This is a genomic window from Vibrio pectenicida (assembly GCA_024347015.1).
GTDB lineage: Bacteria > Pseudomonadota > Gammaproteobacteria > Enterobacterales > Vibrionaceae > Vibrio > Vibrio pectenicida.
Window position 1 is genome coordinate 2,985,840 of record AP024889.1, and the last position, 18,736, is coordinate 3,004,575.

Sequence of the window (18,736 nt, forward strand, 5' to 3'; positions counted from 1 at the left end):
TTCATTTATGAGGTCATCGTTTCCTTTGTAGATATTCGATTTAACAACGTTCTCAGTTTTAGAGGCTTTACTGGTTTGGGAATAAAATGAAAGCCGTTAGAACAAAGACCATCCATCATGTCATTCGTTCTATCTGCACTAATAATAATACCTTCAAATTGATTACCCAGTCTCAGCCGGCATTGTTGTAAAACCTCCAAACCAGTTCTGCCATTATCAAGCCGGTAATCCGACATAATTACATCCGGCTTCCAATCTTGATCAAGACATTTTAAACCTGAAAAAAGATCACTGGCAGTACGAACATTACACCCCCAGCGTTGAAGTAGGTTTTCCATACCGATCAAAATGTCAGGCTCGTTGTCTACACACAAAACATTAATATCATATAGAGACGATTCCAGCTGAGACTGGCTATCTGGCTGCTGATTAAACACTTGCTGACCGCGGCTGAGTGTAATTGAAAATACACTACCTTGTTCAGGCCATGAGCGCATGGATATATCATGCCCCAGAACATGAGCAATGCCTTTTGAGATAGCGAGCCCAAGACCAAGGCCTTGCTCTGAACGAACCTGGCTACCTTGGTTAAATTCCTCAAATATTTCTTGCTGCTTATCTAAAGCAATTCCGACGCCGTTGTCCCATACCTCAATTCTGGCTTTAGAACCAGCAAGCCTTACCCCCAAAACAACTTTACCTTTAGGGTTATACCGAAAAGCATTAGTTAGAAAATTCTGTACCACTCTTCGCAGCAATTTGGGATCGGACAACACAACTAACTTACTTGGCACCATTTCAAAGCTTATCCCTTGCTGCTTGGCAAGGGCGCTGAATTCAACATTGAGATTTGATAGTACGTCATTGACCGCAAAACTATATACGTTGACATCTAGCTTGCCCGATTCCAACCTTGAAATATCCAGCAAATCACCAATCAAGTCTTCTGCCGCTTCCAGTGCGGTTTCAATGTGTCTCGACAAACGCTGAGCTTCTGCCTCTTGAGCTGTTTCAGATAATGACGAAGCGAATAAACGAGCAGCATTGAGCGGTTGCATCAAATCATGACTTACCGCTGCAAGAAAGCGCGATTTCGACTTTGATTCAAGCTCAGAGCGTTGCGTTGCAGTCACCAAACACTTATTCAATTGTTCTAGTTCACGAGTTCGTTGATGAACACGTTCCTCTAAACTCTCGTTGGCTTGCTGTAATGCTTTTTCAGCATCACGGAAAGCCGTAATATCAGAAAAGCTCATCACAAACCCACCCCCTGGCATGGGGTTCCCTTGCACCTCGATGACCCTTCCATCAGGACGAACTCTTGAAGACGTATGTTTCGTGCCTTGATTAAGATGATACAAGCGACGGCGAACATGCTCTACTGGATCGCCAGGACCACACAATCCCTGCTCAGCATTATGACTAATAACATCGGCAATAGGCCTGCCAACTTGGATAAAACCTTGCGGAAAGGTAAACAATTCAAGATAGCGCTGATTCCACGCCACCAGCCGCTGCTGCTTATCAACCACAGCAATTCCTTGACCAATATGTTCAATTGCTCCCTGAAGTAATCCACGGCTAAAGTCATATAGCTCAGATGCCTCATCAACTATGGTTGCAACTTCCTCCAACTGCATATTCCGACCTTGCAGAGCAGAAGATAAAACCAACTTAGCTGAAGACGTCCCAAACACACCTGCCAATACTCTTTCTGTATGACGAATTAAGCCTGCTGGGGCTTGGTTGCTCGGTGTAGCATGCTGATTGTGCTGCTCAAAAAATTGGTCAAACGCTGTTCGAACACGCTGACTACCAACAAAACGTGCTGCTAACATTTCAAGCTCACCGATAGTTACTTTACTCTGATAGAGACTGATATTGTCACTTTCTACTGTCGGAGAGCCGATAAATACACCAGATTGTAATCGTTCACTTAAACTAGTTCGTGTAACCAAGGAGACTAAGACATAACAGGACGCATTCAATAATAGGCTAATTAACATACCCCAATCTGCACTCTCAATATTGAAAGCAATAAAAAGCCCTGGTGGAGTAACAAGCCAAGTCACAAACTCACGACTTGCCTCATCAGCTAGCATTGCTGGAGTTTGGCTTAGCAGGGTAATAAGCCAAACGACAAACCCAAAGCCCAAACCAGCATATACGCCTTTACGATTACCCTTGCGCCAGTACATACCTCCTAATATTGCAGGAGCAAACTGAGCAACAGCAGCAAATGACAGAAAACCAATCGTCGACAAAGAATGCGTATTTCCTAGAACATGATAGAACCCCCACGCACCAAGAAAAAGTACCACGATGAGAACACGCCGGATCATCAATAACAACTTAGAAAAATGGTGATGCCTGCGCTGAGCCAATTTTGTCCAACGAAGCATAAGTGGAATAACCAGATCGTTCGACATCATAATAGCCAAAGCAATCATTGAAACAATCACCATCCCACAAGCGGCTGAAGTTCCACCAAGAAATGCTATTAGAGCAATATGTTCAGCGCCTAATGCCATTGGTAAGCTAATCATGTAGGTATCTGGACTTATACCACTAATAACGCCTTGTCCAACCCATGCTATCGGTAAAACAAATACAGCCATAAGCAGCAAATAAATAGGGAAAACCCAGCGAACCGTTTTTAAATCTTTAGCTCGTTCATTTTCCACCACCATGCTATGAAACTGACGTGGTAAACAAAGTATTGCCAGCATAGTAAGTAAGGTATGAATCAGAAACGTTGCAAAGTTTGGCGAATGATAAGTTTTCTCTGCAATAGAGAGCAATTGGATATCACTACGCTCGAGAGAGATAAATACAATAAAACAACCAACAGTGAGAAAAGCAACTAGTTTTATCACAGATTCAAAAGCAATCGCCTTCATCAAACCACGATGATGCTCGGTATTATCTATATAACGAGTACCAAACAAGATAGTAAACACAGCCAAAGCAGCTACAACAAACCAAGATATATCCACTCCTTGATTTTCAATGGCTTTAGATAGTTGAGGAGAAATAAGCTCAAGCCCCATAGTAATCGCTCGAAATTGAAGAGCGATATAAGGCAAAATACCGATCACAGCAATAAGGGTAACCACTATTGCTAACTTTTGAGATTTACCGTAACGAGCAGCGATAAAATCGGCTATTGAAGTAATATTTTCGCGTTTAGCAGTAATCAAAAGACGAGCTAATACTCGCCATAAAAGAGTAAAAACGAGGATAGGCCCAAGATAAAGCGGTATAAAAGACCAAGGGTTAACACTCGCTTGTCCAACCGTGCCATAAAAAATCCAAGAGGTGCAATATACTGTAATTGATAGGCTGTAGATTATAGGGCGCCAACCAGACAACCAATTGGACTTGCGGTCACCATACCATGCAATGATGAATAGGAGCCCGAGGTACATCAATGATACTGTGATCACCTGCCAGCCTTGCATCTGCTTTCCTTACGTATCTGATTATCCAGTTAAATACCAAAAATTAAAAACCTCCCCCTAAGGGCGAGGTTCTATTTAACTCGGTATAGCAATTTAACTCAATTCATTGTGATTCAATTGTGTGTTTTAGTCTCCATAACTGAACAGTGGCCACGAGTAGGCTCCACACGTATAAATAACGCAACAATTCCCATTCCAGCCATGGCCCAGAAAACATTAGGCCCCCAATATTCATACCCCCAGCCACACAAAGCAGTCAATAAAGCGATTACGGCACCAAGTGGAATTGCATTGTACAAAGCCTGTAATGCGACCATTCTATTCACTTCAGAGTGTTGGATATATTGAATGGCGGCAATGTGTGCGATACCAAAGGTCACGCCATGCAAAAGCTGAATTAGAATAAGCCATGAAAGTGCTGTCGTTGAGGCAGTAAGCCCCCATCGAACAGCTACACCAATTGAAGCAACAACAAAAAGAGTTCTCAGTGACCAACCAGTAAAAAGTCGCTTGCTCAGAGCAAAAACTGCCACTTCTGCGACTACTCCTAGGCTCCATAAATAGCCAATCATATCTTCAGCATGCCCAACTTCTTTCCAGTAAATAGCGCTAAAACCATAGTACGCAGCGTGACTGCCCTGAATCAGCGCAACTAAGGTCAAAAATTTAACAACCGAGCTATCTTTAAGCACTTCTCCTAGCTTAGGTCGAGATGTGGCTCCTTCTTCTACCGTTTTCGGTGTAGGATGAATATTGCGCATTCCAAGTAAAATTGAACATAACATTCCCACTGCTGCGGTATACAAAATCATCTCACTGCCAAACTCAGCCGCTAGATATCCGACAACCGTTGAGCCAACAATAAAAGCAATGGAACCCCAAAGTCGAGTCCGGCCGTAGTCAATCATTTTTATGCGAGCATAATAATTAGCCATTGCATCGGAAAGCGGCACTATTGGCCCGAAACATAAGTTGAATAACACTGTAGCCAGTGCCATTAGCCAAAAGCTACCGGTGGCAAAGAAATGGAATACAACAAATATGAGCGCAGCCACACTTAACCAACGCAGTGCAGGCATGAGATCTTCAACCTTGTGGATACGTGGGGTAATCAAAATGTTAGCAACACAACGAGTGGCAAAACCAATACCGACCAACAAACCTATATCGGTTGCAGAAACTCCTTGATCCTCAAACCATAGTGCCCAAAAAGGCAAATACACACCGTAAGCAAAGAAAAATCCGGCAAAATACTGAGATATCCAGTTGAAAGGAGAAGTGGTCGACATGAAAACCTCGCAAAGCATATAAAAACTGATGCGACATTATCCCTGTTTATCCATGTAATAAAAGGGAATATTGCTAGGATATACTTCCGTATATATGACTTATTCTTAAGCACTCTCCATATTGAGCGCCGTTTACTCATATTCACTACAACAAGTACATTTGTATTCAAAGCCAGAATCAAACATCAAAAACTATCAGCTCTAGTGTCTAATTTCTCATCCTAAAGTCTAATTGTCGAATTAGCCCAACTACTAGAAAGTGATAGCTATAGTGGTTTTCAGCGACTAGATAGCATTTTAAACGGACATTTGCTCAATTCGAAATGAACTGAGCCCAAGGAGAATAACCATGAGTGAAGCCCACATTTATCCGGTAAAAGAGCACATAGAGAAAAAAACCCATGCGAATAATGATACCTATCTCTCTATGTACCAGCAGTCAGTGGCAGATCCAGAGGCCTTTTGGGGAGAGCATGGTAAAATCGTCGATTGGATAAAACCTTTCACTCAAGTACAGAACACATCATTTGATACTGGTCACGTAGATATAAGATGGTTTGAAGACGGCACACTTAATGTCTCAGTAAACTGTATCGATCGCCACCTTGCCAAACGTGGGAACGATATTGCCATTATATGGGAAGGTGATGACCCTTACGAAGACACATCACTGACATTCAATCAACTACATCAGCAAGTATGCCGTTTCTCTAATGCTCTAAAAGCACAAGGAGTTGGCAAAGGAGATGTGGTGTGTCTTTATATGCCAATGGTACCAGAAGCGGCAGTTGCCATGCTAGCTTGTACACGTATTGGCGCCGTACATACTGTCGTATTTGGTGGCTTTTCACCCGAAGCACTATCAGGCCGAATTATAGACTCAGATGCTAAAGTGGTCGTTACTGCTGATGAGGGGGTTCGTGGCGGGCGAGCGGTCCCTCTCAAGAAAAATGTTGATCAGGCGTTAGCAAACCCCAACGTAAAAACTATAGAGAAAGTATTGGTGCTGAAAAGAACGGGAGGAGCAATTGATTGGCACCACGATCGCGACGTGTGGTGGCACGAAGCAACCGCGGCCGTTTCTGATCACTGCCCTCCTGAAGAAATGAATGCCGAAGATCCACTATTTATCCTTTATACATCTGGTTCAACAGGCAAACCCAAGGGCGTTCTTCACACGACTGGGGGGTATTTGGTTTATGCCACCATGACTTTCAAGTATGTGTTCGACTACCAGCCAGGCGAAAATTTTTGGTGTACCGCAGATATTGGTTGGATAACAGGTCATACCTATCTCATATATGGACCACTTGCCAATGGCGCTAAAACGATCCTATTTGAAGGTGTACCTAACTACCCAAATACCAATCGTATGAGCCAAGTTGTCGACAAACACCAAGTAAACATCCTTTACACCGCGCCAACAGCGATTCGTGCACTAATGGCAAAAGGTAATGGGGCGATAGAAGACACCTCGCGTAGCAGCTTGCGTATTATGGGTTCTGTCGGTGAACCAATAAACCCCGAAGCTTGGGAGTGGTACTACAAAACCATTGGCAATAGCCAATCTCCAATTGTCGACACCTGGTGGCAAACCGAAACTGGGGGAATTTTGATTACCCCACTACCTGGGGCCACTAAACTCAAACCCGGTTCGGCTACCCGCCCATTTTTTGGAGTTCAGCCAGCCTTAGTAGACAACATAGGTAATATCATCGAAGGCGCTGCGGAGGGTAATCTGGTGATCCTAGATTCTTGGCCTGGCCAAATGCGTACCGTATATGGCGACCATGATCGCTTCGAACAGACTTACTTCTCAACATTTAAAGGGATGTATTTTACCAGTGATGGCGCACGACGTGATGAAGATGGGTACTACTGGATAACAGGCCGTGTCGATGATGTCTTGAACGTGTCGGGACACCGAATGGGAACAGCAGAAATCGAATCAGCTCTAGTGGCATTCGATAAGATTGCTGAAGCAGCCATTGTAGGTATACCACACGACATAAAGGGCCAAGCAATATATGCCTATATCACCCTCAATGATGGGGAATTTCCAAGTGCGCAATTGCATAAAGAAGTCAAAGATTGGGTTCGCAAAGAGATAGGGCCAATTGCTACTCCAGATGTATTACACTGGACAGATTCTTTACCTAAAACTCGCTCCGGTAAAATCATGCGACGAATACTACGTAAAATAGCAACAGGAGATACCAACAACCTCGGTGACACCTCAACACTCGCCGACCCTAGCGTTGTTGACAAGTTGATCGCTGAAAAAGCACAAATTGCATGAATTGGGTCGTGATTGATACGTAGAACGCTTATTTTATATACCCTACCTACATGAGTTTGTATTTTTGTATCAGAATACATTCAAATAAGTTACTACCGTCACAATTGTGGCGGTTTTTTATTCATCGGAACCTATCTATTACATTGAAGTCCAAATCAAAGTAGTAAAATTTGTTAGCTTGATAACAGTTCATCGATTTCACATTAGGAGATTAGACCAGTAATTTGCTGCTAAATGCTCTGAATTAGCTATAATCTGTTTCTATTTTAAAGACTCAGTATGATTTTTTACAAAATATTCATACTGAATCGACAATATTATGGGAAAATTCCGTTTAATCTCATGAAGTAGGAAGATAGCAGCACAATGACAGCCAAATTACGCATTCTTGTCTTAAATGGTCCAAATTTGAACCTGTTAGGACTACGTGAGCCAAATCACTACGGTTCTCAAACCCTATCACAAATTATCGACACATTGGTCAAGCAAGCTCATTCTGTTGGCATTGAGCTGGAGCATCTGCAATCAAATCGAGAATATGAGTTGATAGAGAAAATTCATGAGTCTTTGGACAAGATTGATTTCATCATTATCAACCCTGCCGCTTTTACACACACCAGTGTAGCGCTAAGAGATGCCTTGCTCGGCGTTTCAATCCCATACATTGAAGTACATTTGTCCAATGTGCACACTCGAGAGCCTTTTCGCCATCATTCTTATCTATCCGATAAGGCACAAGGCGTGATTTGTGGCTTAGGTGCACAGGGCTATGAATTTGCTTTGTCTGCAGCAATAAAAGCTCTACAAACAAAGTAACTTTACATAACACACTCTGCAGCTCTAAATGAGCTGTCTTATTCACAAGATGAAAGAAAGAGAAAGAAAAGATGGATATCCGTAAAATCAAAAAGCTTATCGAGTTAGTTGAAGAATCTGGCATTGCTGAGCTAGAAATCTCTGAAGGTGAAGAGTCGGTACGCATTAGTCGCAATGGCGTAGGTTTTCAACCTGCTCCGATGCAATATGCAGCTCCAGCACCTGTTGCAATGCCAGCAGCCCCAGCACCGGCTCAACCAGCACCTGCTACTCCAGAAGCTGCAATACCTACAGGGCATCATGTCCTTTCTCCAATGGTTGGTACTTTCTATCGAGCTCCAAGTCCTGATGCGAAGTCATTCATCGAAATTGGTCAATCAGTCTCAGCAGGTGAGACACTATGTATTGTCGAAGCGATGAAAATGATGAACCAAATTGAAGCCGACAAATCTGGTGTCGTTACTGCGATTCTAGTCGAAGACGGTCAACCAGTTGAATTCGACCAACCACTTGTTGTTATCGAATAATAGAGGCTATCTCTTATGTTAGATAAATTAGTCATCGCGAATAGAGGCGAAATCGCCCTGCGTATTCTTCGCGCATGTAAAGAGCTAGGTATCAAAACTGTTGCCGTACATTCAACAGCAGACCGTGATCTAAAACACGTTCTTCTTGCCGATGAGGCTATCTGTATTGGCCCTGCTCGTGGTATCGACAGCTACCTAAATATTCCACGTATTATTTCAGCCGCTGAGGTTACCGGTGCCGTGGCAATCCACCCAGGCTACGGCTTCTTATCGGAGAATGCAGATTTCGCCGAGCAAGTTGAGCGTAGCGGCTTTATATTCGTTGGCCCAAAAGCTGAAACTATCCGCATTATGGGAGATAAGGTTTCTGCGATCACTGCAATGAAAAAAGCTGGCGTGCCATGTGTTCCGGGCTCCGATGGTCCTCTGAATGAGGATGAATCGGCTAACAAAGCACATGCTAAACGCATCGGTTATCCCGTAATCATTAAAGCCTCTGGTGGTGGAGGTGGTCGTGGTATGCGAGTTGTTCGTTCAGAAGGTGAACTAGTCGAAGCCATTGCAATGACCAAAGCTGAAGCGAAAGCTGCATTCAACAATGACATTGTTTATATGGAGAAATTCCTTGAAAACCCACGTCATGTTGAAGTACAGATTATTGCCGATGGCCAAGGTGGCGCTATTCACTTGGGTGAACGTGATTGCTCTATGCAACGTCGCCACCAAAAAGTCGTTGAAGAAGCACCAGCACCTGGAATTACTGCGGAAATGCGCAAATACATTGGTGAGCGCTGTACTCGAGCTTGTCTTGAGATTGGCTATCGAGGTGCTGGCACATTTGAGTTCCTATACGAAAATGGTGAGTTCTATTTCATTGAGATGAACACACGTATTCAGGTAGAGCACCCAGTTACCGAAATGGTTACTGGTGTTGACCTTATCAAAGAACAATTGCGTGTTGCCGCAGGTCAACCACTATCATTTACTCAAGATGACATCAAAATTCGAGGTCATGCTATAGAGTGTCGTATTAATGCGGAAGATCCTGAACGTTTCCTACCATCACCAGGTAAAATCGAACGCTTCCATGCACCTGGCGGTATGGGTGTGCGTTGGGAATCTCATATATATAGTGGTTATACTGTACCTCCACACTACGATTCAATGATCGGGAAGTTGATCACCTTCGGTGAAAATCGTGATGTCGCGATTGCCCGGATGAAGAATGCATTAGGTGAAATCATTGTTGAAGGCATTAAAACCAACGTTACTCTACAAGAAAGTATCATGAATGATGAGAACTTCCAGCATGGTGGCGCCAACATTCATTACCTAGAAAAGAAACTCGGCCTACAATAAGCACAAAGTAAGTCTCTAGTTCGTAAAATAGGCAGCAGATGCTGCCTATTTTTATTTCTTCTTTACTTGGTGGAACTCCACTGCCAGTTTTGCCACAATACCGCCTTTGTATAATGCTTTAACAAGCAACTTATACTCCAATTCTTAGCGTAAATTGTTAACTCAACTGGATTAAAGTGATGAAAACCTTGTCTGATCGCTACCAACAGGCTTACAGAGAAGCTAGGTGGGCAGTATATCTTGCCTTAGCTTATTTTGTTTGGTGGTACGCATCTGCTTATCTCATTTTTCCTAATCTACCTAAAGCGACACTACCTGATCTCTACTGGGGGTTACCTTTGTGGTTTCTATTTTCTTGTGTCATTGGGCCGCTCATTTTTACTGCGTTGTGCGCATTGATGGTTAGATACATCTATCAAGATATGTCTTTTAGTACCGAAGAGGAAGAAAACCATGAATAGTGAGCTGATTATCCCACTAGTCATCTATCTTGTTAGTGTCTTTGCTCTTGCTTTCTATAGCCAATCCCAGAGCAAAAATAAACAGAACTTTCTCAGTAACTACTTCCTTGGCAACCGAAGTATGGGTGGCTTTGTCCTAGCCATGACTCTCGCGGCAACCTACGCAAGTGCAAGTTCATTTATTGGTGGACCGGGAGCCGCTTATAAAATGGGCCTTGGCTGGGTTTTACTCGCCATGATTCAACTACCCGCAGCATGGTTGACATTAGGCGTGTTGGGCAAAAAATTTGCTATTGAAGCAAGGCGTCACAATGCGCTAACTCTCAACGATATGTTATATGCTCGTTATCGTAATCGTGCTGTAGTTATATTAGCCTCATTGACACTATTACTCGCTTTTTTTGCCATCATGGTGGTGCAGTTTGTCGGTGCAGCCCGCTTACTTCAAACCGTTACAGGACTGAGTTACTTACAAGGTTTGACTATCTTTGCAATCACTGTAGGTTTGTATACAACTATTGGAGGCTTTCGTGCCGTAGTAATGACAGATGCGGTACAAGGGATCATGATGATCATTGGTACAATCGCTTTACTTGTCGGCATTATCCACGCGGGTGGCAGCCTAGGTGAGTTGGTCACCGATTTACACCACATCGATCCTAACCTCATCACCCCTTATGGACCCGATAATTTTCTCAATCAACCTTTTATGCTCAGCTTCTGGATATTAGTTTGTTTTGGCGTAATCGGCTTACCGCATGCTGCAGTTAGGTGCATGTCTTATAGCTCTAGCCAATCTCTTCATCGTGGCATGGTAATCAGCACTGCCATGGTGGCATTCCTTATGCTCGGGATGCACCTTTCAGGAGCACTTGGCAGAGCCTTAGTACCAGATATTGCAAGCCCTGACCAAATTATGCCAACCTTGATGATAACGGTATTACCTCCAGTGGTTGCAGGTGTTTTCTTAGCCGGTCCTATGGCTGCCATCATGTCAACAATTGACTCCCAATTGATTCAGGCTTCAGCTACTTTACTAAAAGATTTATATCTCAATTACATCAATCCTAACGCTACTCAAGAGCCACACTCAGACAGAAAATTATCTAGACTATCATTGTGGATCACTGGTATTTTTTCTACCTTGGTTTTTGTTGCTGCAACCAATCCGCCGGATATGATCATTTGGCTTAATCTACTTGCATTTGGTGGCATGCAAGTGGTCTTCCTGTGGCCATTGGTACTTGGTTTATATTGGAAAAAAGCATCAGCTCGAGGAGCTCTTTTTTCAATGGTAAGTGGTTTGACATGCTACATCAGCTTGTCTGCCTTAAAACCTAACCTATTTGGTGTTCACGCTATCGTCCCAACATTAATAGTCGGTTTCGTCACTTTCGTGCTAGGCAGCCTATCCGAATCAACCAAAAACAATCAAAGAGCTTATTAAATACTACTTTTTTATACCAATGGAAGATCGTGATAGACTCCGTCTTCTTAGACCACAGCTAATCATATCGGACAGCCCATGCCTTGGATTCAAATTAAGCTCAACGCGACCAATAATAACGCGGAACAAATTGGTGATATGTTAATGGAAGATACGGGAGCGCTATCTGTAACTTTCTTAGACGCACAAGACACCCCTGTATTTGAACCGCTTCCAGGGGAAACTCGTCTTTGGGGAGATACCGATATCCTAGCCCTTTATGATGCTAACTCCGACACCAAGCAGATTCTTAAACAAATCAAGCTAAGTGACCTTCTAGCAGAAGATTTCGCCTACAAAATCGAGCAACTTGAAGATAAAGATTGGGAACGCGAATGGATGGATAACTTTCATCCAATGAAGTTTGGTCAGCGGCTATGGATTTGTCCAAGCTGGCGTGAAGTCCCTGAACCCAACGCGGTGAATGTCATGTTAGATCCAGGGCTTGCATTTGGTACTGGCACCCACCCTACCACTGCTCTATGCCTTGAGTGGTTAGAAAACCTAGATTTATCAGGCAAGACTGTGATTGATTTTGGCTGTGGATCAGGGATCCTCGCTATAGCGGCAATAAAGTTAGGCGCGGAAAAAGTCATTGGGATTGATATCGACCCACAAGCCCTACTTGCCTCAAAAGATAACGCTGAGCGCAATGGAGTTGCAGATAAACTAGAAGTCTTTCTTCCCCAAGAGCAGCCACAAGGTTTAGTGGCCGATGTGGTTGTGGCAAATATTTTAGCTACACCACTGCGTGAGCTTTCCACTGTGATTACTTCTCTCGTGAAATCAGGCGGAAAACTTGCCATGTCTGGCGTACTTGATACTCAAGCTCAAGACGTAGCTACCTACTACCATGATTCATTCGCTATTGAACCTATAAAAGAACAAAATGAATGGTGCCGTATTTCTGGTCAAAAATTCGTTTAAATAAGACTTTGAGGGTTAATTGATTGATTTTTAGGCAATTTGCAAAAACAATTTGTAAATGCTCAAATATTAGTCTTTTCACAGCGTGAAAAAATGCGTAAAATGCGCGCCCTTGCTGGTTTAGAACTGTGATTAAGTGTTTTGAAAATCGGAACTCATCAACTCAAGAATAATCTTATCGTTGCCCCGATGGCTGGCGTGACTGATAGGCCCTTTCGTGAGTTATGCCTCCGCTATGGTGCGGGAATGGCTGTCAGTGAAATGATGTCGTCAAACCCCAAGCTATGGAAAACATCTAAATCGAAACAGCGTATGGTACATCAAGGCGAATCGGGCATTCGCTCTGTACAAATTGCAGGAGCAGATCCTCAACTGATGGCTGATGCTGCTCAGTTCAGTGTTGAAAATGGTGCACAAATCATTGATATCAACATGGGTTGCCCTGCTAAAAAAGTGAATAAAAAGCTAGCCGGATCTGCATTGCTTCGCCATCCAGATATCATTCAAGATATTCTCAAAGCGGTAGTCAATGCAGTAGATGTCCCTGTGACACTAAAAACCCGTACTGGCTGGGACCCAGATAACAAAAACTGTGTCCAAATCGCGAAATTAGCCGAAGACTGCGGCATACAAGCTCTAGCGCTCCATGGGCGCACTAAAGTCTGTATGTACAAAGGTCAGGCCGAATATGACAGCATTAAAGCGGTTAAACAAGCAATCTCAATTCCGGTTATCGCTAACGGTGATATCGATAGCCCTGAGAAAGCAAAGTATGTGCTGGAGTACACTGGCGCAGACGCATTAATGATTGGACGTCCAGCCCAAGGACGACCATGGATTTTTCAGGAAATCCTACACTTTTTGGAAAGCGGCACCACGATACCTGAGCTTCCAAATTCGGAAGTTAAAGGCATCTTGCTTGGTCATGTTAATGCTCTACATACATTCTATGGTGAGTATTTAGGTCCACGTATCGCGCGAAAGCACGTAGGTTGGTACCTAAAAGAACATGAACAAGCAGGTGAGTTTCGCCGTACCTTCAATGCTATCGATGTAGCACAGCTACAACTTGAAGCATTAGAAGGTTATTTTGATAACGTTGCATCATAATTAGAGAAGAGCTAGACCGAATATGTTCGAACAAAATCTGACTTCAGAAGCCTTAACAGTAACTACAGTAACATCCCAAGACCAGATTACTCAGAAGCCTTTACGCGACTCTGTTAAAGCATCTCTCAAAAACTACTTGGCCCAGCTCAATGGTCAAGAAGTCACAGAGCTATACGAATTAGTTCTAGCCGAAGTTGAACAACCCCTATTGGACACCATCATGCAGTACACTCGTGGTAACCAAACTCGCGCGGCAACTATGATGGGCATCAACCGCGGCACTCTTCGCAAGAAACTAAAAAAATACGGCATGAACTAATCCGTTCGTTATGTTGATTAGAATATGCAAAAACCGCGATGTATTCGCGGTTTTTTTACCAAACAAGATCAGTTTCCTTTAACTAAAAGCGTATCTTGTGACTCTTGCCATTCCATAGCTACATAGTTCTCACCGTAGTAATTTTCTATTTCGCTGTCGAGCCAGCCTCGAACAAAATTTAATGCCACGAAAATACTAATCCTATCCAGCCCGTGAGGCTCACCGTTTACCAACTGAATATTTGACGGATTTGCTCTCGCTGCAATAATCCCAACCAATGCACCATCTTGATTGAATACTCCACCACCACTCATCCCATCTTGAACAGGTGCATCCATAACACTTGCAGGGCAGTTATCAAAATAGCGCGAGTCGACTAACGTCAAATCTAGGCGATAAAAACCCTCTCCTTTAAGCACATTACCACCCGGGCTCATACCATATGTTTCAACACTTTGACGTGGATAGACCAAGCCAAACTTAGGCTGATGACTAAGTGTATTTCTCGACTCAACTAGCGCAATGTCGCATTGAGGGTGATAGGCAACCACCTTGTCATAATTGAGTTTAGCAACATGAGCAGCGGTAAGGCTAAGCTCAGGGGTAATCGGCGTACTTGTTCCGAAGCCAAAAAACAATAACGGCACACCTGTTAATTCGTAATCAAGATCCGGATGCTCTTCAACAACCCTTAATTGACCGTTGCTACCTGTACACCCAGCCAGTATAAAAGTCACCAACAATACACAAAAATATACATTCGAATTCAATAGTTTGCCATAAAGGTTCATCCTTACCCCCTCGATTTTTTATCCTACTCAACCAACACTCCTGTAACGTTTAAATTGACACAACTAACTAAAAGTGTAGGAATCTTTTGCAAAAAAGGTTGGATGAAAACAATGCTAAGTGAGCTGAATAGTTTCCAAAATCAGCCAGCTGTTTAGTAGCTTACTAAGGTTATTTCTCACTGGCTAAGGCACTTAAAATCGAGCAATGACTCGCATCATCATCCACATGACCACAGCACGCATCATTGATTTTCTTGAGAGCACCACGGATCCGGGTTAACTCAGCAATTTTTTCATCAATGAGTATGAGTTTAGCCGTAGTAATCGCTTTCACTTCAGCACAGCTGTGCTCCGTCGCTTCCAAATTAATCTCAAGCAACTCCCGAATCTCATCAAGACTCAAGCCCAAATCTTTAGCCTTCAGTATGAATCCAACTTGCTTCTGATTCTCTTCGTTATACAAGCGATAGCCAGACTCACTGCGGCCAATCGGTTTAATGAGGTTATTCTTTTCATAAAAGCGCAGTGTATCTGTTGTCACACTACAGCGTTTTGCAAGCTCTCCTATCTGAAACATAGCGACCCTTATTAACTATTCAATTAATTTTCATATAAAAGTACGTCATTTTTATAATAATCTCACCCATGCCAAACGATTGCGCGAGCTTTTTTGTAATAAATTAGTTAGAATATGCGCACTTCAACTTGGAAAGGATAAAAACTAATTTGGGTAAGGTTTTTACCAAAAATGACTGCTATCTTAACGCTTGAATTTAATGCCTGATTGTAAGAAAAGCATAAGAACACATTCACTTTTGGCAAATATCTTTACCAAACGTATTAACTCTGTGATTTTGAGGAAGTAGAAGCATGACTAACGCTCGTCCGATTCGCCGCGCATTAATCAGCGTATCAGATAAAACCGGTATTATTGAGTTTGCCCAAGCTCTTACAGACCGAGGTATTGACCTACTATCAACTGGCGGCACTGCTCGTCTATTAACAGAAAATGGCATCTCTGTAACTGAAGTATCAGATTACACGGGCTTTCCAGAAATGATGGACGGTCGTGTTAAAACGCTTCACCCAAAAGTTCACGGTGGCGTACTCGGTCGTCGCGGCCAAGATGATGACGTAATGGCAACACACGACATCAAACCTATCGACATTGTTGTCGTCAACCTTTACCCGTTCGCTGAAACCGTTGCCAAACAAGGCTGCACTCTCGCTGACGCTGTTGAGAATATCGACATTGGTGGCCCTACCATGGTCCGTTCAGCGGCTAAAAACCACAAAGATGTAGCCATTGTAGTTAATGCTCATGATTATGGACGTGTTATCACAGAAATGGATGCCAACAACAAATCTCTAACGCTTGATACACGTTTTGATCTCGCCATTGCAGCATTCGAGCATACCGCATCATACGATGGCATGATTGCCAACTACTTTGGCACTATGGTTCCATCTCACAGCGCTTCCACGCTTGATGATGAAGGAAAAAAAGCTGACAAAAAATCAAAATTCCCACGAACTTTCAATCAACAGTTAATTAAGAAACAAGATATGCGTTACGGGGAAAACAGCCACCAAGAAGCCGCTTTCTATATAGAAGCAACCCCTGAAGAAGCCTCAGTTTCAACTGCTCATCAAATCCAAGGTAAAGCACTGTCATACAATAATATCGCGGACACAGACTCAGCTCTTGAGTGCGTAAAAGAGTTCGATGAACCAGCCTGTGTTATCGTCAAGCACGCCAATCCATGCGGTGTAGCATTAGGTGGCAATATTCTGGAAGCTTATGACCGTGCTTATAAAACAGATCCAACATCAGCATTTGGTGGCATCATAGCATTTAATCGAGAGTTAGATGCCGATACCGCAGCTGCTATCGTTGAGCGTCAGTTTGTTGAAGTTATCATCGCACCTTCCGTTTCCGCACCAGCTATTGAAGTCATTTCAACAAAGAAAAACGTTCGTTTACTTGAATGCGGTCAGTGGTCATCCAAGACAACAGGCCTTGACATTAAGCGCGTCAATGGTGGCTTGCTTGTTCAAGACAGGGACCAAGGGATGGTAAACCTAGATGACCTAAAAGTAGTTTCTAAGCGCCAACCAACTGATATAGAACTCAAAGACGCACTGTTTTGCTGGAAAGTCGCCAAATATGTAAAATCAAATGCGATCGTTTATTCCAAAGGCGATATGACCATAGGTGTTGGCGCAGGACAAATGAGCCGTGTTTACTCTGCAAAAATTGCTGGAATTAAAGCCGCTGATGAAAACCTACAAGTAGAAGGCTGTGTTATGGCATCAGATGCCTTTTTTCCATTCCGTGATGGTATAGATGCCGCAGCAGAAGCTGGCATTAAATGTGTGATACAACCCGGTGGCTCCATGCGTGATGATGAAGTAATTGCCGCTGCGGATGAGCACGAAATGGCGATGATTTTCACTGGAATGCGTCACTTCCGCCACTAGTTTCTCGTTAAGATTGGCGCTATGGCAATACTCTGGGTATATATCTAATCTAGCTTTAGCGCCTCGACTTAAATAAACGATATTTTGAGATTAAGGAATTTTGAATATGCGAGTTTTAATTATTGGTTCAGGTGGGCGTGAACACGCTCTAGCTTGGAAAGCAGCACAAAATTCAAGTGTTGAAGTCGTATATGTTGCACCCGGCAACGCAGGTACAGCACAAGAACCAAAGCTAGAAAATGTGAATATTGACGTCGAAAGCATTTCTGAGTTGGTCGCCTTTGCGCAAGAGAAAAAAATTGAACTCACCATTGTCGGACCTGAAGGACCTTTAGTCATTGGTGTCGTCGATGCTTTTCGTGAAGCTCACCTACCTATCTTTGGCCCAACCCAAGCAGCAGCTCAGCTGGAAGGCTCTAAAGCTTTCACCAAAGACTTCCTTGCTCGTCATAACATCCCAACAGCAGCCTATGCAAACTTTACAGAGATTGAGCCAGCACTAGATTATGTACGTCAACAAGGCGCTCCTATTGTGGTAAAAGCAGACGGACTTGCTGCTGGCAAAGGGGTCATTGTTGCCATGACTCTGGAGGAGGCTGAAAATGCCATTAAAGACATGCTCGCTGGCAATGCCTTTGGTCAAGCAGGCAGCCGCGTTGTTATCGAAGAGTTTCTCGATGGCGAAGAAGCAAGCTTTATTGTCATGGTCGATGGTAAGAATGTTCTACCAATGGCAACCAGCCAAGATCACAAGCGTGTCGGTGAAAAAGATACTGGCCCTAATACTGGTGGTATGGGCGCTTATTCTCCTGCCCCCGTTGTCACGCCAGAAATCCATGAGCGTATTCTTCAAGAAGTTATCTACCCAACCGTACATGGAATGAAGGAAGAGGGGCATCCATACACTGGTTTTTTATATGCAGGTTTGATGATAGATAAGGCAGGCACAGCAAAAGTGATTGAGTACAACTGTCGTTTTGGTGATCCAGAAACACAACCCATTATGATGCGAATGGAGTCAGATCTAGTCGAGCTATGTCTAGCCGCTATCAATGAAAAACTCAATGAAGCTGAGTCTAAGTGGGACCCTCGCGCATCAATTGGCGTCGTCTTGGCCGCCGGTGGCTACCCACTAGAATATGCGAAGGGTGATGTCATTTGCTTACCAAATGAACAGCTTGTGGGCCAGAAAGTATTTCACGCTGGCACAGCCCGAAATGATGCAGGTGAAATCGTCACTAATGGAGGGAGAGTCCTCTGCGCTGTTGCATTAGGAAATAGCGTCTTAGAGGCTCAGAGGCAAGCATACGAACTAGCAAAGGGAATTAGCTGGGAAGGTATGTTTTATCGCAGTGATATCGGCTACAGAGCGATAGATCGCGAAAATTCATAGCTCACAACTGAGCTGAA

15 protein-coding genes are annotated in these 18,736 nt (G+C 43.4%); 11 read left to right on the top strand and 4 right to left on the bottom strand.

Going from position 1 to position 18,736, the window contains the following annotated elements; translation table 11 throughout:
* Positions 1–5: 5 nt before the first annotated feature.
* Positions 6–3,461: a PAS domain-containing hybrid sensor histidine kinase/response regulator gene (locus OCV27_RS13745; RefSeq protein WP_125321533.1), complete on the bottom strand. Its 3,456-nt coding sequence runs from the start codon at positions 3,459–3,461 to the stop codon at positions 6–8.
* Between the two features lie 113 nt (positions 3,462–3,574).
* Positions 3,575–4,750 (bottom strand): 3-phenylpropionate MFS transporter, encoded by a 1,176-nt coding sequence (locus OCV27_RS13750; protein WP_125321532.1) that lies wholly within the window; start codon positions 4,748–4,750, stop codon positions 3,575–3,577.
* 349 nt (positions 4,751–5,099) lie between these two features.
* Between OCV27_RS13750 and acs the strand changes: the two genes are divergently transcribed.
* The 9 genes from acs to fis all read left to right on the top strand — a co-directional run bounded on the left by acs (position 5,100) and on the right by fis (position 14,054).
* Positions 5,100–7,049 (top strand): acetate--CoA ligase, encoded by a 1,950-nt coding sequence (acs, locus tag OCV27_RS13755; RefSeq protein WP_125321530.1) that lies wholly within the window; start codon positions 5,100–5,102, stop codon positions 7,047–7,049.
* 366 nt (positions 7,050–7,415) lie between these two features.
* The gene (aroQ, locus tag OCV27_RS13760; RefSeq protein ID WP_125321528.1) at positions 7,416–7,865 is read left to right on the top strand and encodes a type II 3-dehydroquinate dehydratase; all 450 of its coding nucleotides are present in this window, start codon (positions 7,416–7,418) and stop codon (positions 7,863–7,865) included.
* Between the two features lie 71 nt (positions 7,866–7,936).
* The gene (gene accB / locus OCV27_RS13765; protein WP_125321526.1) at positions 7,937–8,392 is read left to right on the top strand and encodes an acetyl-CoA carboxylase biotin carboxyl carrier protein; all 456 of its coding nucleotides are present in this window, start codon (positions 7,937–7,939) and stop codon (positions 8,390–8,392) included.
* A 15-nt stretch (positions 8,393–8,407) separates the two neighbouring features.
* Positions 8,408–9,751: an acetyl-CoA carboxylase biotin carboxylase subunit gene (gene accC / locus OCV27_RS13770; RefSeq protein WP_125321524.1), complete on the top strand. Its 1,344-nt coding sequence runs from the start codon at positions 8,408–8,410 to the stop codon at positions 9,749–9,751.
* 179 nt (positions 9,752–9,930) lie between these two features.
* Positions 9,931–10,212, top strand: coding sequence for a YhdT family protein (locus tag OCV27_RS13775; RefSeq protein WP_125321522.1), 282 nt, complete (start codon positions 9,931–9,933; stop codon positions 10,210–10,212).
* A complete protein-coding gene (panF, locus tag OCV27_RS13780; RefSeq protein ID WP_125321520.1) occupies positions 10,205–11,659 on the top strand; it encodes a sodium/pantothenate symporter in 1,455 nt (484 codons plus the stop codon). The genes OCV27_RS13775 and panF overlap by 8 nt, the downstream gene beginning before the upstream one ends.
* A gap of 78 nt (positions 11,660–11,737) precedes the next feature.
* Positions 11,738–12,625 carry a 50S ribosomal protein L11 methyltransferase gene (gene prmA, locus OCV27_RS13785; RefSeq protein WP_125321518.1) on the top strand — a complete coding sequence of 296 codons (888 nt, stop codon included), beginning with the start codon at positions 11,738–11,740 and terminating at the stop codon, positions 12,623–12,625.
* A gap of 141 nt (positions 12,626–12,766) precedes the next feature.
* Positions 12,767–13,735 (top strand): tRNA dihydrouridine synthase DusB, encoded by a 969-nt coding sequence (dusB, locus tag OCV27_RS13790; RefSeq protein WP_125321516.1) that lies wholly within the window; start codon positions 12,767–12,769, stop codon positions 13,733–13,735.
* Between the two features lie 22 nt (positions 13,736–13,757).
* A complete protein-coding gene (gene fis / locus OCV27_RS13795) occupies positions 13,758–14,054 on the top strand; it encodes a DNA-binding transcriptional regulator Fis (RefSeq protein ID WP_000462885.1) in 297 nt (98 codons plus the stop codon).
* A 68-nt stretch (positions 14,055–14,122) separates the two neighbouring features.
* Here fis and OCV27_RS13800 read toward each other — a convergent pair whose 3' ends face one another.
* Entirely contained in the window at positions 14,123–14,845 is a 723-nt protein-coding gene (locus OCV27_RS13800; protein ID WP_125321514.1) for a serine protease family protein, read from the bottom strand.
* A gap of 169 nt (positions 14,846–15,014) precedes the next feature.
* Positions 15,015–15,422, bottom strand: coding sequence for a Zn(2+)-responsive transcriptional regulator (gene zntR / locus OCV27_RS13805; RefSeq protein ID WP_125321512.1), 408 nt, complete (start codon positions 15,420–15,422; stop codon positions 15,015–15,017).
* Positions 15,423–15,715: 293 nt separating this feature from the next.
* On the opposite strand from zntR, the gene purH reads away from it, so the two are divergent.
* Positions 15,716–17,326 (top strand): bifunctional phosphoribosylaminoimidazolecarboxamide formyltransferase/IMP cyclohydrolase, encoded by a 1,611-nt coding sequence (gene purH, locus OCV27_RS13810; protein WP_125321510.1) that lies wholly within the window; start codon positions 15,716–15,718, stop codon positions 17,324–17,326.
* Between the two features lie 106 nt (positions 17,327–17,432).
* On the top strand, positions 17,433–18,719 hold the full coding sequence (gene purD, locus OCV27_RS13815) for a phosphoribosylamine--glycine ligase (RefSeq protein ID WP_125321508.1): 1,287 nt from the start codon (positions 17,433–17,435) through the stop codon (positions 18,717–18,719).
* Positions 18,720–18,736: the final 17 nt, after the last annotated feature.